Here is a 15,794-nt window from a genome sequence, read left to right as displayed (position 1 = left end):
ATCACCCCTGCATCTCAATTTTTCCAAGCAGTACCCTGAGTTGGTCGATCCAGTCATTGCCAAGAGGCAGATCTTCTGCGATCATATACTGCACCTGGTTGATTGCAGAATCCAGCTCCTCTCTGTGATGCGAGGTCAGGAGGCGGATCTCATTGAGGGCTGTTATCAGCTCGACCCGGTCGTTCAACTGTGCATTGAGGAGGGCGATCCGAACGGATTTCCGGATCGTGTCATTGGTAAGCCTTCGGATCTCTTCTTTTCCTGTACTGTTTTTCAGCGACTCTTTTGTCCCTTTCAAATCTTCGAGTAGTTCCGTTCTCTCTTTATTAAGGGAATGGACACTCTCTAATGCATTTTGGAATTCAGAAACATTCTGGAATCTTTCCTCCATCCTCTTTGCAATAAGTTTGGCCATGACTGGATCATAGACTTTTAGGTCAGGATTCACCGAAGCTAGTTTTGCAGGTGCAATCTCAGGTGAGAGAATCTTTCTGATTGTTACCACATGTGATGAACCTTCATAGGGTAATCTGCCGGTTAGGAGTTCAAAGAAGATTAACCCGAGATGATAGAGATCGGTTCTTTGATCCGGATTGCCATAATGCTCTGAATCCAGCTGTTCCGGTGCGGCATACATTGGTGAATACCCCTTGTCTGCCATCATTGAACTGCGGGAACTGATCTTTGAGAGCCCAAAGTCAGCAATCTTTGGGATAAAATCGGCTGTAATAAGAACATTCAATGGTTTAAGATCATGGTGATAGATCCCCTTCTCGTGAGCATATTTCAGACCTCTTGCAATATCAGACATTGTCTTTAATGCCTGCTCTTGCGAAACTGGTTTTTGAAGCTCATCAAGATCCCTGACCCTCTTCCCATTGACTTCGATACCCTCTATATATTCCATCTCAATATGTGGTATCGGCAATAGATCGCTGCTATTAAGTTTAATGATATTTGGATGGGTCAGATGATTCCAGGCTGCAACTTCTTTCATCAAGATCGAACTGGTTTTTTCGTCTATCCTTGGGATCTTGACTGCAACGACTTGACCGTCACTTATCCTTTTTACTTTGAAAACCTTGGCAAAACCACCTTCTCCCACCAATTCGATAGGATTATAGCGACTGAGAAGTTCACGTGGGAAATCTGCGACTGATTCCTGGATAATGGGTGTTTGAATTGGCAATTCCTCATGGATGTCGGTCATTTTCTGTGATCTGCCCTCATTTTTCATCTGAATAGGAGATTGAATCTTTTTATTTCTGTTTTTCACCAGTAAGCCAGCACCCAATCCAACAAGAAGAATAAAACCGATCGGGAGGAGTAAGTTGAAATCTGTGGGTTGGGATGTCAGAGGTGTGGATGACCGAAACTTCTGTATCCGGTTATTATTACTATCCACGACATAGATGTTCCCGTCGGCATCGATCGCAACGCCGCTTGGTGAATTGAACTGCCTCTCTCCATCACCTTTTTCTCCCCATTTCGTAATAAAGGTTCCATCGCTCGTAAACTTTTGGATTCGGTCGTTAATGTTATCAGTAACATAGATGTACCCCTCTGAGTCTACTTCAATATCACTAAGGCCTTTAAACTGTCCGTCATATATTCCCTCTTTACCCCATTTATTGATGAATATGCCATTATTTGTGAATTTTTGGATTCGATAGTTTGTACGATCGGCAACGTAAAGGTTCCCATCCAAATCTACAGCAACCCCTATTGGACCATTAAATTCCCCCCCATCTATGTATCCCTTTTCTCCCCACTTCGTGATGAATGTGCCATCACTTGTGAATTTTTGGATGCGCTGATTCGCCATATCTGCTACAAAGACATTCCCATCTGGATCCACCGCCACGTCACTGGGCATAGTAAACTGTCCGCTGACTGTGCCAGACCCACCCCAACCTGAGCCTGTTCCCCCCCATTTCGTAATAAAAGATCCTTCACTAGTGAATTTTTGAATGCGGTTATTATATAATTCTGTCACATATACGTTACCCTCTGAATCTATTGCAATGCCGCTTGGGGAATTGAACTGTCCCTCTCCATCACCTTTTTCTCCCCACTTTGTAATGTATGTACCATCACTAGTGAACTTCTGTATCCGGTTATTATTACTATCCACGACATAGATATTCCCGGCCGCATCAATTGCAATACCACTTGGATTAAGGAACTGACCGTCACCCGATCCTTCTGTTCCCCATTTTGTTACAAATTTAAAGTCGTCCGCAGTCACGGGTTGTACTACCACGACTAGGAGGAACAGCGTTATTATGTATAAAAATCTATGTCTCATCGCATTTCCACTCTAAGTGACTATAAACTTCCTTCTTCTTATGTTCTTTCTCTTCTCTGAGATGGACATACTCCTGAACTACTGGTTCGCTCATCCCGGTGTTCTAGCAATTTTTACCTGTTTTTATCTTACCACACAACATTCTCCCCCTCTTGAATGACTTGATATATCAGTTACAGGCCTCCCCAGTGTGCTGATTCACCCCTGCATCTCAATCTTCCCAAGCAGTATCCTGAGCTGGTCGATCCATTCCTTGCCCAGAGGGAGATCTTCTGCGATCATATACTGCACCTGATCGATAGCGGTGTCCAGCTCCTCTCTGTGATGTGAAGTCAGGAGGCGGATCTCATTGAGTGCGTTTATGAGCTCAACCCGATCCTGTAATTGTGCATGGAGGAGAGCGATCCGAATAGATTTCCGGATCGTGTCATTGGTAAGCCTTCGGATCTCTTCTTTTCCTGTACTGTTTTTCAGCGACTCTTTTGTCCCTTTCAAATCTTCGAGCAGTTCCGTTCTCTCTTTATTAAGGGAATGGACACTCTCTAATGCATTTTGGAATTCAGAAACATTCTGGAATCTTTCCTCCATCCTCTTTGCAATAAGTTTGGCCATGACTGGATCATAGACTTTTAGGTCAGGATTCACCGAAGCTAGTTTTGCAGGTGCAATCTCCGGTAAGAGAATCTTGCTGATTGTTACCACATGTGATGAACCTTCATAGGGTAATCTGCCGGTTAGGAGTTCATAGAAGATTAACCCGAGATGATAGAGATCGGTTCTTTGATCCGGATTGCCATAATGCTCTGAATCCAGCTGTTCCGGTGCGGCATACATTGGTGAATACCCCTCCTTGTCTGCCATCATTGAACTGCGGGAACTGATCTTTGAGAGCCCAAAGTCAGCAATCTTTGGGATAAAATCGGCTGTAATAAGAACATTCAATGGTTTAAGATCATGGTGATAGATCCCCTTCTCGTGAGCATATTTCAGACCTCTTGCAATATCAGACATTGTCTTTAATGCCTGCTCTTGCGAAACTGGTTTTTGAAGCTCATCAAGATCCCTGACCCTCTTCCCATTGACTTCTATACCCTCTACATATTCCATCTCAATATGTAGTATTGGAAGTAGATTGCTGTTATTAAGTTTGATGATATTTGGATGGTTCAGATGATACCAAGCCGCAACTTCGTTCATCAAGATCGAACTGGTTTTCTCGTCTATACGGGGGATCTTGACTGCAACGATTTGCCCATCACTTATCCTTTTTACTTTGAAGACCTTGGCAAAACCACCTTCTCCAACCAATTCAATGGGATTATAGCGGCTGAGAAGTTCCCGAGGGAATATAGGGACCGTATCCTGAATAATAGGTGTTTGAATTGGTAAAGATTCAGGGATATCGGTCTTAATCTGTTCTGTCTTCTTTTGTGGTCTACCCTCGTTTTTCATCTGAATAGGAGATTGAATCTTTTGATTTCTGTTTTTCACCAGTAAGCCAGCTCCCAATCCAACTAGAAGAATAAAACCGAAAGAAAGAAGGAGGTTATAAGAAGCTGTCTGAGGTCTGAATTTCTGAATACGGTTATTACCGGTATCCGCTACATAGATGTTCCCATCTTTGTCTATCGCAATGCCATATGGTGAATGGAATTGTCCGTCACCTATGCCCTCCGTTCCCCATTTAGAAATGAATTTTCCGTCACTGGTGAACATTTCTATATGATTATTTGAAACATCACTTACCAAGATGGTTCCATCGGTATTGATCGCAATGCCGCCAACAGTTGATACTAGATCATCTGCTACACCGGATAAGAGCCATTTTGTAATGAATTTGCCATCACTTGTGAATTTGTAAATGCTGCTTAAGTCTGTTATATATATCTTTCCACTTGAATCTATAGCAATGAGGATGGGGTTATTGAGTTCTCCGTCACCTGTACCCCATGTTTCCCATTTTGTGATGAATTTGCCTTCGCCTGTGAACTTCTGTATCCTATGATTCTCCCCATCAACAACATAGACATTTCCTTGTTCATCGAGTGCAATGCCCCGAGGAGAATAAAACTGTCCATCGCCATTGCCTTCACTTCCCCATTTCAAAATGAACTTTCCGTCACTTGTAAACTTCTGAATCCGATAATTATCATGATCTACTACATAAACGTTCCCTTCAGTGTCAACTGCAATGCCACCTACCTCTTTTTTAAACTGACCGTCACCGGTGCCACCCTCCCCCCATTTTGTTATGAAGATACCATCACTTGTGAATTTCTGGATTCGATGTGTAAAATAATCTTTTACATATATATTCCCGCTTCTATCGACTGCAATTATATATGGATCATAGAACTCTCCATCGCTCATGCCAGTTTCTCCCCACTTCATGGTAAAAGTGCCTTCATCTGCCAGAACAGGAGGAACCAGCGCTGTTAGAATGACTAGTGTTATTAAGATGAGTATTATATACTTCATTATGTTCACCTAAGTTGTCTTTAAGGCTGAATAATATTTATATAATAAGAATAAATTTGTCTCTCTGTGAATAAACTTTTGTTTTAAAGGTCATCAAAACAACGCTTCTTCTGATTTGATTGGATGATTTCTCCACATCCTTTTTAAGAAATGGGTTTAATATGTAAATCTCGATAAACTCATGAATAACAAACAGCGCATAATCTTAAAAATTTGCTTACTTCTCCTATCATACATTATCGTTGCTATCACAATTGCTGTGATTATGCACAAGATTGATACTGGTGGTTGGGCTGGGGTTGATGCAGAACGTTTTCACGAGATGGCCCGGATAATTATCAATGGTTTTAATCCCTATATTAGTTACATCGATCCTAAACCGCCGCTTCTATTTTATGTTGTGGCAGCAATGGATCTGGTTCAACCGGCGGGTTTTCTGGATGTCCCTGTTATAACTTCGATTAATATAATCTGTGCTTTCCTACTATTTTATATTGGGAACAAAGACTATGGTTATCTTTCAGGCTTTTTTGCGGGGCTCCTCTACCTTATTGTTGCCGCATTTGTTCAGGGATATATCCTTTTTAGTGAACAGTTTGCGATCCTGTTTCTCTTACTGGCTTTCATCTCGGCACGCAAGTCACAGTACGTTTATGCAGGGATTTGTATTGGTCTTGCTATAGGGTTTAAACAATATGCAATTTTAGGTTTTATTCCTCTACTTTATTTAATGTGGATAGAAGGGGAGAAAAGGCTTTATTATCTAATAATTCCGGCAATTATTGTTGGATTAATTCCGTATGGCTTATTACTATTGATGTATGGAAATGAGGTGATGATGAGTGCATTATACTGGACATTTGGTATCGGATCAGCCTATATCAGTGGTCAAGAGATCTTAGAAATTCCTAGTTATCAAACTAATAACTTTTTTGCCTTTTCGATGTATCTTATATCAAGTGTTTTTATTGTTCTTCCAGTAGTGCTGTTCTCTGGAGCGAGTGTTATCAAGAGAGGGCTTAGATCTCCCTCGGAATGGACAATTTTTCTCTTTGTAATCGTTTTATTGGGAACGCTTCTTATACGTCAATATCTACATTATTGGATTCTTATTCTTCCTTTTATTATATTGCTGGCATGTAGGGAATTTGCTGAAGAAAAAAATGGTAATCAGTCACCTAAGCCGCCCCTGAACCCCTCATCTCCCGAAATATCTCCCCGCACGCACCGTATTATCTTAAATTCCCGGAAAAAGTAGACGTATTGTTCCACCAATCATGTCCTTCTGTACACGCCCATTCGTTTTTGCCCACTTGAATTCAAAGAAGTATTCAGGAGAGAACCCTCTCCACTTACGGCGGCTTACAGGTATAGCTGACCAGGTACAACCATTCAGCTATAATCAACTCGTATTATCAATCCTATCCCCCCGCAATCTATTACTAACTAGAGAAACTGTATCGTTTTATGCCGATGACGTCGGTGCAGATCCGGCCGGAAACAAAAGAGAAGCTCAACGACCTGAAGATTCACCCGAGGGAGACGTATGATGAACTCATTAATCGTCTTGCCGACGCAGCGTATGAAGATGAACCTCTCTCCCAGGAGGAAATTGAAGCCCTCAAAGTGAGCGAAGAGGATAGTAAAGCAGGCCGTTATCGAACTCTCCGGGATATCATGCGTGATCTCGGTGACGATCAGGTCATACGGCAACTGGGTGACGAATAGTGTACAGGGTGCTCTTCACACCTTCTGCTGAGAAATCATATGGTGTATTGTCAAGGGTTATACGAATACGAATAGGTATCGCTCTTGAATAGTATGCTGCCGATCCATCTCCCCTTCACGATATAACACACATTCGGCAGCTATTTTTTCACGCATAATATTTTTCCACCCTTGGCCCAAACATCCGCGTTATATCCTGTAATTCATCCGTATAATTGAGAATACGGCACTCTAACCCTGTATCAGTCACTTCTTCGATCTGCCGAACACGCCTGAAGAGATGATAGATCCGTTTTGTCGTCGGTTTGTCCGTCTGCTTCTTGACATCACGAACCGTCTTCTTCTGTTCTCTGAGGATCTCCCGGATCTGCCACTGAGTAACTGTATAGACCATCAGACTTAATACCATCAGCATTGAGACAGCAGCCACTCGATTTGGATTTTTCAGGTAAATTTCGGAGATATGGAAGCTGTTATCCTTCAAAAACCTAAATCCGCGTTCAACGGCACCCTGCTCCTTATACCAGTCGAGAAGTGTCTCTGGATCTATCTCACAATCGTTTGTGGCGAGAATGAATCGCCCAAGACGCTCTTTCTCCCGCTGTACCCCTTCATCATTAAACGTCAGCTTACAGGAGATGAGGAAGACCTCCTTCAACTCTTCTCCATTTTTTGGCCGACCCTTTTTCCCATTAGCACGATGGTTCTTCTTCGTCACCTGAATGTTTACTGGAACGTAGCGAGGGTGTTTTCTAATCCATCGTTCAAGTTCTGCGCGTGCATCTGTTTCACAGGCATATTCATGCGCAAATATCTTTTTCAGAGCGGTTTCATCCTTTTTTCGTTGCTTTTCTATGCGGGATGTGAACTTCTTTTCTGAACGGGTTTGCTGATCACGTGAATGGTACATCACCCATTTCTGAGGGATCCCGGCATACTCAGATTCGAGTTCATAATAGTGATACCGCTCATCGGTACAGGGATTCCAGGTGATCCCCTCCTGGTGAATGAGTGCTTTTACCTCCTTGATCGTGTGTGGGACATGAGAGATCCAGTAACACTGTGTTCCGAGGGTTTGGAGGTTTAATTTCGTATAAAACGCTGAATCTGCGATATGGTAGATTCGTTGATCGGTCACCAGATTATTCCGGACAGCCTGAATTGACCTGATAAGGGATTTCTTATCAGAGGCATTCCCGGATAGGGGTTTCATGAAGATGGGAATCCCATGCTGGTTGGTAACCAGGTTGATGACGAACTGGTTGAGATCATTTCGGTGATCCTTCGAGTAACCACGGACTATCTGAATCAGCTGAGTCCCAAAATCGCTGTCATATTGGCCGGTGACATTGAATGAGCTCGTATCGTGATGAAGTCGGGGAGGTTCAGAGGTGAGCTTTTTCATCATGGTGAGGCTGATTGCTGTGAAAAGTTGGGTCGGGTTAAACCGTGCAATTGCATCCAGCGTCTCACCAAAGAGAGATTCATTGAGGTGATCCGGACAGATTCCTGGACCAAGAAGACGTTCTGTTGCGATATCATCGAAGTAGTCGGGCATGATATAGAGCCGCCGTTCCACAAAGCCAAGAGCGTTGAGGAGAAGAGCTTTGACAGCGGTGCCATGGGAGACGATGTAATGTCGTTTTTTGGGTATGAGTTCGTCAATGAGATCGCCGATCCCAAGAGAGTCATACACACCGGCAACGAGTCCAAGATGGGATATTGTGACATTCGAGCCATCTACAAGAGCCATAGTAGAACAATTAAATATTAAACATGTACTAATATATAATACTATGTACGTAAATGTTTGATAGTTGGGTTTTTACTGCCGAAGACCGGAGTGCGACAAGACGCTATATCGGGGATTGCGGGTAAATCCGCCTTCCTATCTGTCTGGGATGTTCCTACCATGGCATGCGCTCCTGGTAACGGGAGGGTATGAAGCCCATGGGACAATGTGGAGAAGAATAGAACCCTGATCTGTTCAATCTGCTAGGAAACGAACGCCATGGAGAATCAAACGCTGAATCATTGTGAAAGGGTCGTAATCGGCAACAGGCGAAACCAGGGTGGTACCACGCCTGAACCAAAAGGCAGGAAATTGGTCTTTACTGGATCTTATGCAGGATGATAGACAGACAAAATGTTCCCGCCTCAAAGATGACTCCTACAGCGTTCACAATTATCTCCGGTATGGAACTTGGAAACCCGTATACATCCACCGCTCTCCTTACCCTCTATGGTTGTCATTCATCACGGGGTAAAGAGGCAATGGATGCAATTGGAGTACTTCCTGTATTCAAAGGCCTCATGGTACACGATTGCTGGTCGCCGTACTTCAAATATCAGTGTGAACATGCCATCTGTAATGCTCACATACTCCGTGATTTAACGGGGATATCGGAGAATTTTGGCCCGAACTGGAGTGATGCAATGCAGGAACTGCTGATTGAGATCCATGCTGCGGTAAAAGAAGTACCCGAATCAGCAGATTCACTCACCAAGGACGAGATCGAAGAGTTCCAGAGGAGATTTGATTATATCATCGAGATCGGAATTGCAGAGAATCCTCTCTCCACCGAACCTGTTCCAAAGAAGCGCGGTCGGAAGAAGAAGACTCGTGCGCAAAATCTCATTGAACGGTGCCGGACGTACCGGACAGAAATCCTCCGGTTCATGACGGATTTCAGAGTGCCGTTCACAAACAATCTTGCAAAGCGTGACATCAGGATGGTGAAGGTGCAACAGAAGATCTCGGGATCGTTCAGAAGTGTTGAGGGAGTAGCGAACTTCTGCAGGGTACGGGGATATATCTCCACCGTGAAGAAGAATGAGGGGTCAGTACTTGCCGCCATCAAAGGAGTATTCAGGAGAGAACCCTTCATGCCCACCGTGGCTTACAGGTATAGCTGACCTGTTACATTCAAAGAAGGGAGAGATTGGGGGTGCTTACTTATTGGAATTACTTTATCTTTTGCTTACAAGAGTTACACCAGTCTTGATGCCATGCACATCCCGCACAAGTGAAATGATCCTTCGGACAATATTTGCCACCGCTAATATCTTTTTCTTTACCACATTTGACACATATTCTCTTTGCCATTTTAATCAATTCATCATTAACTTGTTAATTTATATATTTTATGGTCTCGACAGTATCTCCGATAGAGGCCATCAAAACAACACCCCTCCTGATTTGATTGGCTCATTGAAATGCGTAAGTTCTATACGATTGAATTAAATAATAGGGGGGTTAAGTAAAAAAATATCAGAGCAAATTTTTGTTCATGATAATCAATTATTATTGGAGTGAGAAAATGAAACTATTCATTAAACGCGATCAAAAAGCACAGACGGGTCTCCTTGGGGGGCATAAAGGCATATTATTTCAGTTATCATATCGACTCGAATTAACCCCTCAAGAAAAGGACTTAGTAAGTCGATACAAAGCAGAATCTTTTGTACTTTGTACATACACGAATTCTGATGGAACCAAAGCACCCGATTTGACCGTCAATAAAATTATGAATGGCGGTACCGATGACGCCAAAGATATTGATATTTTACTTAGTAATGAAAAGGCCATCAAAGATGCTTGTGCCAGTTTTAAAGTATTATTAGAAGTAATGGAAACATTCGGGGGAGAAGAGGTTATTGATTACTAATTGTGAAATATGAGCACATCCCAACGTTATTTTAGGTTATTGAATAACTCAACAACGACTAACACAGAAGTGCAGAGCCCATCCAAAAAATCATTTTATTATTTCTCATATTAACAGTGCATTAGCCGATCCAAATCGATCCTGCTCAATAGATCAATCCTTAGTTTGCCACTTTGGCTTCAGTCACCCCAATAACAGCATCCACTAAGGGGATCTATTTTTTCCAGAAATCTGATCAGTGAGATAAATATCTGTGCAAGAAATCCAATGATTAATGCGCCGTAAATGCTGTTACCTAAGTTTGCCACTTTGGCTTCACCCCCATTGACAGCATCCACTACCGCGATCTAACTTTTCCAGAATTTCATCAGGAAACTGTATTTGACAGTTGACGATTTTTCCATCAAAACTTCATGTAACCGCCCAATTATGGTACAACCTAAGTTTGCCACTTTGGCTTCGGCCACCAAATGGGAGCATCCACTATCGTGATCTTATTTTTCCAGAATTTCATCGAGAAACTGTATTTGACAGTTGACGATTTTCCCATCAATATTTCATGTAACTGCCCAATTATGCCGTAAAACCATCGTGTTAATGGCATCAAAATTGGAGTGAATGAACCTTTTTGTCTTCCTCATCCACGAATCAACCGTAACTGTCAAATTCAATAGCGCCGTTTTGATGAATTTTGTTGATGTATGCTTCAGTTCCGGGATCTCAAATCGGATCAGGGAGACAAACAACTGTGCAATAAACCCAATGATTAGAGCGCCATAAATGCTATTATCAGTCCATACGCGCAATGGTTTGATCTCGATCTCGTTCTTGAGTGAGTTGAATATCTTCTCGATCGAGTCCTTTTTTCGATAGGTCTGGAGAGCTTCAGTAAGTGTCAAATTCTTACTCGATTTCAGGCAGAAGAATCCCTCTCTCCCAGTGATGAACTTCTCTTCAAGAAACCTGACAGCATCATCTTCAGAGAGTTCAATCAACTTTGTCTGGATGGAGTAGTCCACATCCACAAGAAGATTGTTTATCCGGAATCGTTTCGGAAGAGCCTTATTCTTGTCAATACTCTCCTGAATGGCCTCTGCTTCTTTTATCTCCCGAACGACTTTTCTGGCTCTGGATTCCAGTTGCTCTTTCTGCAGCTTTTCTGAGAAGTAGAGATAGTTCGTACTGTTTGGCTTCTCGAGTTTAATCCCGCGGATTCCTGATTCCTCATCAACCATCTGAGGATTATATGTCTCGAATTCAGCGATTATCTTGTCGTCGCTTTTGTTGAGCTTCTTTCCGGTGATGTACTGGAGATTATCTGCCCGGATCATCTGGGTATTGGTGACACTGTTCGCTCCTTTGTCAAATATTACCAGAGATCCCTCTTTGAGCCGGTTGCTTGACTGCCGATACGTCTTCTTGAAATGGGTCTGATCATTGAGATTACCTGGTTCGATTGTCATCCCAATTGGGATATTGATTGGGTCGGCAAGTTCAGTGATACCAACGGTGATCTGTTTTTTATCTGGCCGATGATCCCGGCTGTATCCATACTTTCCAAGCCGGGCTTCAGTGCCATGAAGGACTATGCTGGTCCAGTCCATGTTGATGTTGGTATGCTCAAAATCGTATCTCAAAAACAGGACATCCTGGATGTCGGAGATGATTTCATCCCGGTTGGTACCAAGGGTTTCAAGGACACGGTAGAGTGTTCTTTCACTAAATGAAGGGAGGGTGAATTCGGCACGAACTTCAGGCCGATTGATCCAGTCGTGGGATCGTTTGATGCTGAAGTTATCTGTCAGTTTGTAGCTGATGAGTGCTCGAAGCAGATTATTGATATCGATACCCTTCGTCTTATGTTTCCCGAAAATATCGCGAAAACCCAGGACTTCATACAGCTGATTAACGAGGAAAATAGTACCGATAGGAAAGGATATATTGTCATTCGGCTCAACTTCATTAGTTCTTAGTTTTGTTTGCATTTTCGTCGATACAAACATCACTAAGAACACTTTTATTTCTTGTTAATGGCAAAGTTGGGGTACAAAATCATCGTGTTGATGGCATCAAAATTGGAGTGAATGAACCTTTTTGTCTTCCTCATCCAGGAATCGACGGTAACTGTCAAATTCGATAGCGCCTTTTTGATGAATTTCGTTGACGTATGCTTTAGTTCCGGGATCTCAAATCGGATCAGTGAGATAAATAACTGTGCAAGAAACCCAATGATTAAAGCACCGTAAATGCTTTTATCAGTCCATACACGCAATGGTTTGATCTCGATCTCGTTCTTGAGAGAGTTGAATATCTTCTCGATCGAGTCCTTTTTTCGATAGGTCAGAAGGGCCTCGATAAGTGTCAAATTCTTACTCGATTTCAGGCAGAAGAATCCCTCTCTACCGGTGATGAACTTATCTTCAAGAAGCCTGACGGCATCATCTTCGGAGAGTTCAATCAGCTTTGTCTGGATGGAGTAGTCCACATCCACAAGAAGATTGTTTATCCGGAATCGTTTCGGAAGGGCCTTATTCTTGTCAATGCTTTCCTGAATGGCCTTTGCTTCTTTTATCTCCCGAACGACTTTTCGGGCTCTGGATTCCAGCTGCTCTTTCTGCAGTTTTTCTGAGAAGTAGAGATAATTGATACTGTTCGGTTTCTCGATTTTAATCCCGCGGATCCCAGATTCCTCATCAACCATCTGAGGATTATATGTCTCAAATCTGGCGATTATCTTGTCGTCGCTCTTGTTGAGCTTCTTTCCGGTGATGTACTGCATATTATCTGCCCGGATCATCTGGGTATTGGCGACACTGTTCGCTCCTTTGTCAAATATTACCAGAGAATCCTCTCTGAGCCTGCCGCTTGATTGCTGATAGGTCTTCTTGAAGTGGATCTGATCATTGAGATTGCCGGGTTCGATTGTCAGCCCAATCGGGACATTGATTGGGTCGGCAAGTTCTGTGATACCAACGGTGATCTGTTTTTTATCTGGCCGATGATCACGACTGTAGCCATACTTTCCAAGTGGAGCCTTGGTACCGTGAAGAACAATGCTGGTCCAGTCCATGTTGATGTTAGTATGCTCAAATTCATACCTCTCAAACAGGATGTCCTGGATATCGGAGATGATCTCTTCCCGGTTGTCACCAAGGGTTTCAAGGACACGGTAGAGCGTTCTTTCGCTGAATGCAGGGAGAGAGAATTCGGTAAGCACTTCAGGCCGGTTGATCCATTCGTGAGACCGCTTTATGCTGAAGTTATCCGTCATTTTGTAGCTGACAAGAGCTTGAAGCAGATTATTGATGTCGATACCTCTTGTCTTGTGTTTCCCGAAAACAGAGGAGAAATTCAGGGTTTCATACAGCCTTTCAATGAGGAGAAGGGTGCCGATAGGAAAGGATATATTCTCATTCGGCTCAACCTGATTAGTTCTTAGTTTTGTTTGCATTTTTGTCGATACAAACATCACTAAGAACAAATTGTGCGACATGGAAGCAATATCTTGGATTGCGTAATGCCATACTATCCTTTCGGTATGACTCTATCATGACATGCATTCCTGGTAACGGGATTGTATGAAGCTCATGTGACAATGTGATAAACTCCGGGAGCCTTGCCCGGATAAATTGCTAGAGTAAGGATACTATGGAGAACTGAAAGGTGAATCATCGTAAGGATCGTTACTTAGACTAAGTGAAAAAAGGCTGATACACTTAAGCAAAAAATGCATGGAATCCGGTTTTCATGGCTAGTTTGACATGAAAACGAAAGGACACACGGTTCCCGGTCTAAAGATGGCTCCTAAGGTATCCACAATTATCTAAGTTATTGAACATGGTAAACCCCATGAGTTCCTCATTCAGAGGTAGGAAATTCGTAAGAAAATCTAATGACTCAGGGGGTAGAGGAGGTAACAGGAAGCAAATGCCTGTCTGTAATAGACAGGATAGAAACGAATGTTTTGACCTGAAAGGGTGCTGACTTGATACCGGTGCTTTACGGCAAAGAAAGGAGGTATACTTGTGAATGTGCGTTATTCAACGACGCCAATTGGCGAGAAGCGTACAGACCTTGACCTAACCTGGCAATGGGAATCCATTGACTGGAAACAGGTACATATTACGGTTAACAGGCTACAGACCCGGATTGCAAAGGCAACAGATGAAAAGAAATGGAATCGTGTGAAAAGACTCCAGTATCTGCTAACTAATTCCTATTCCGCAAAACTACTTGCGATACGGACGGTCACGCAGAATCGAGGTGCTCGCACCCCCGGTATTGACGGTGAACGCTGGACACGACCTTCTGATAAAATGAATGCCGCATTAAGACTTACCAGTAAACAGTATCATGCACAACCATTAAAGCGTATTTATATTCCCAAACCTGGGACAGACACCAAACGTCCGCTCTCTATTCCAACCATGTATGACCGGGCAATGCAGGCACTCTATGCACTGGCACTTCAGCCAGTTGCTGAAACCTGCGCTGATAAACGATCATTTGGGTTCCGGCTATTTCGGTGCGGTCAGGATGCAGCACAATATGCATTTTATTGCCTTCATTTCCCAAAATCTTCCCAATGGATTCTGGAAGGAGACATTCGGGGATGTTTTGACAACATCTCCCATGAATGGTTGAAAACACACATCCCAATGGAATCATCAGTCCTGAACCAATTCCTCAAAGCCGGATTTGTCTTCGAACAGAAGCTCTACCCGACTGACAAAGGTACGCCTCAGGGGGGATTGATATCTCCAATACTGGCCAATATGGCTCTGGATGGAATTGAGAAACTTCTTGACGATAAGTTTCCGAAGATGAAGGTACACTTCATACGCTATGCGGATGATTTTCTGGTAATTGCTCCAACACAGGAGATTGCAGAAGAAATTCGTAAATGTATCAGGAAATACCTTGCAAAAAGGGGATTGGAATTATCCGAATCAAAAACTATGATAACTCATATTGATGATGGATTTGACTTCCTGGGTTGGAACTTCCGTAAATATAACGGGAAATTCATCACCAAGCCTTCCCGAAAGTCAATTGAGAAGATTACCGAGAAAATAAGGAAGACAATCCATAAAGCTGCTGCATGGACACAGGATGAAATGATAAAATTGCTGAACCCGGTTATCATGGGATGGGCTAACTACCATCGTCATATTGTGGCGAAAAGAGCATACCAACGTCTGGATTTCATACTTTGGAATATGCTTTGGAGGTGGGCCAAACGAAGGCATCCCAATAAGGGGAAAAAATGGATTGCACGGCGATACTGGCATACAGTAGGCACCAGAAACTGGGTCTTCGGGTCAGAATCAGCAACACTTGTTAGGTTTGCGGACACAAAGGTTCGCAGACATTACATGGTAAAACTTGATGCTAACCCCTACTTGGACAGAGGATATTTCCTCACCAGAACAGATAGGATACGAAAGCAAACACCTTGGATTCAAACACGACTCTCATTCTTTACATATTGCCGCCCGAAATTCGGGTTGTAAAGTGCTTGAGCGTACTGCGGTGAAAGTCGCACGGTGCGTTCTTAGAAGGGGGCGCAAGAGTAATCTTGCGTCCCTATTCGACTATTTCTTGTTAATGGC

Annotated in this window: 10 protein-coding genes; 5 read left to right on the top strand and 5 right to left on the bottom strand. The window is 43.0% G+C overall.

Features of this window, described 5'->3' with window-relative positions:
* Position 1 precedes the first annotated feature (1 nt).
* Together ACZ44I_RS08180 and ACZ44I_RS08175 are read right to left on the bottom strand one after the other, a co-directional pair.
* Positions 2-2,308 (bottom strand): protein kinase domain-containing protein, encoded by a 2,307-nt coding sequence (locus ACZ44I_RS08180; RefSeq protein ID WP_464550938.1) that lies wholly within the window; start codon positions 2,306-2,308, stop codon positions 2-4.
* A 198-nt stretch (positions 2,309-2,506) separates the two neighbouring features.
* A complete protein-coding gene (locus ACZ44I_RS08175; RefSeq protein ID WP_464550940.1) occupies positions 2,507-4,786 on the bottom strand; it encodes a protein kinase domain-containing protein in 2,280 nt (759 codons plus the stop codon).
* A gap of 265 nt (positions 4,787-5,051) precedes the next feature.
* Here ACZ44I_RS08175 and ACZ44I_RS08170 point away from each other — a divergent pair, with 265 nt between their 5' ends.
* Together ACZ44I_RS08170 and ACZ44I_RS08165 are read left to right on the top strand one after the other, a co-directional pair.
* Positions 5,052-6,044, top strand: a complete 993-nt coding sequence (locus ACZ44I_RS08170) for a hypothetical protein (RefSeq protein ID WP_464550941.1) — start codon at positions 5,052-5,054, stop codon at positions 6,042-6,044.
* Positions 6,045-6,253: 209 nt separating this feature from the next.
* Complete coding sequence (locus ACZ44I_RS08165; protein WP_464550943.1) at positions 6,254-6,514, top strand: DUF7557 family protein; 261 nt, start codon at positions 6,254-6,256, stop codon at positions 6,512-6,514.
* A gap of 148 nt (positions 6,515-6,662) precedes the next feature.
* On the opposite strand, the gene ACZ44I_RS08160 is transcribed toward ACZ44I_RS08165, so the two are convergent.
* Complete coding sequence (locus tag ACZ44I_RS08160; RefSeq protein ID WP_464550945.1) at positions 6,663-8,267, bottom strand: IS1634 family transposase; 1,605 nt, start codon at positions 8,265-8,267, stop codon at positions 6,663-6,665.
* Between the two features lie 377 nt (positions 8,268-8,644).
* On the opposite strand from ACZ44I_RS08160, the gene ACZ44I_RS08155 reads away from it, so the two are divergent.
* Positions 8,645-9,430 (top strand): IS66 family transposase, encoded by a 786-nt coding sequence (locus tag ACZ44I_RS08155; protein WP_464576478.1) that lies wholly within the window; start codon positions 8,645-8,647, stop codon positions 9,428-9,430.
* Between the two features lie 404 nt (positions 9,431-9,834).
* Positions 9,835-10,182: a hypothetical protein gene (locus tag ACZ44I_RS08150; protein ID WP_464550947.1), complete on the top strand. Its 348-nt coding sequence runs from the start codon at positions 9,835-9,837 to the stop codon at positions 10,180-10,182.
* 557 nt (positions 10,183-10,739) lie between these two features.
* Here the strand turns inward: ACZ44I_RS08150 and ACZ44I_RS08145 are convergent.
* Together ACZ44I_RS08145 and ACZ44I_RS08140 are read right to left on the bottom strand one after the other, a co-directional pair.
* Complete coding sequence (locus tag ACZ44I_RS08145) at positions 10,740-12,167, bottom strand: IS1634 family transposase (RefSeq protein ID WP_460372814.1); 1,428 nt, start codon at positions 12,165-12,167, stop codon at positions 10,740-10,742.
* Between the two features lie 32 nt (positions 12,168-12,199).
* Positions 12,200-13,633 (bottom strand): IS1634 family transposase, encoded by a 1,434-nt coding sequence (locus tag ACZ44I_RS08140; RefSeq protein ID WP_464550949.1) that lies wholly within the window; start codon positions 13,631-13,633, stop codon positions 12,200-12,202.
* 574 nt (positions 13,634-14,207) lie between these two features.
* Here ACZ44I_RS08140 and ltrA point away from each other — a divergent pair.
* Entirely contained in the window at positions 14,208-15,695 is a 1,488-nt protein-coding gene (gene ltrA / locus ACZ44I_RS08135; RefSeq protein WP_464550951.1) for a group II intron reverse transcriptase/maturase, read from the top strand.
* Positions 15,696-15,794: the final 99 nt, after the last annotated feature.

It is taken from the genome of Methanocalculus pumilus (assembly GCF_055382585.1).
Note: the sequence above shows the minus strand (reverse complement) of the source record. Positions and strands in the feature narration are given on the sequence as shown.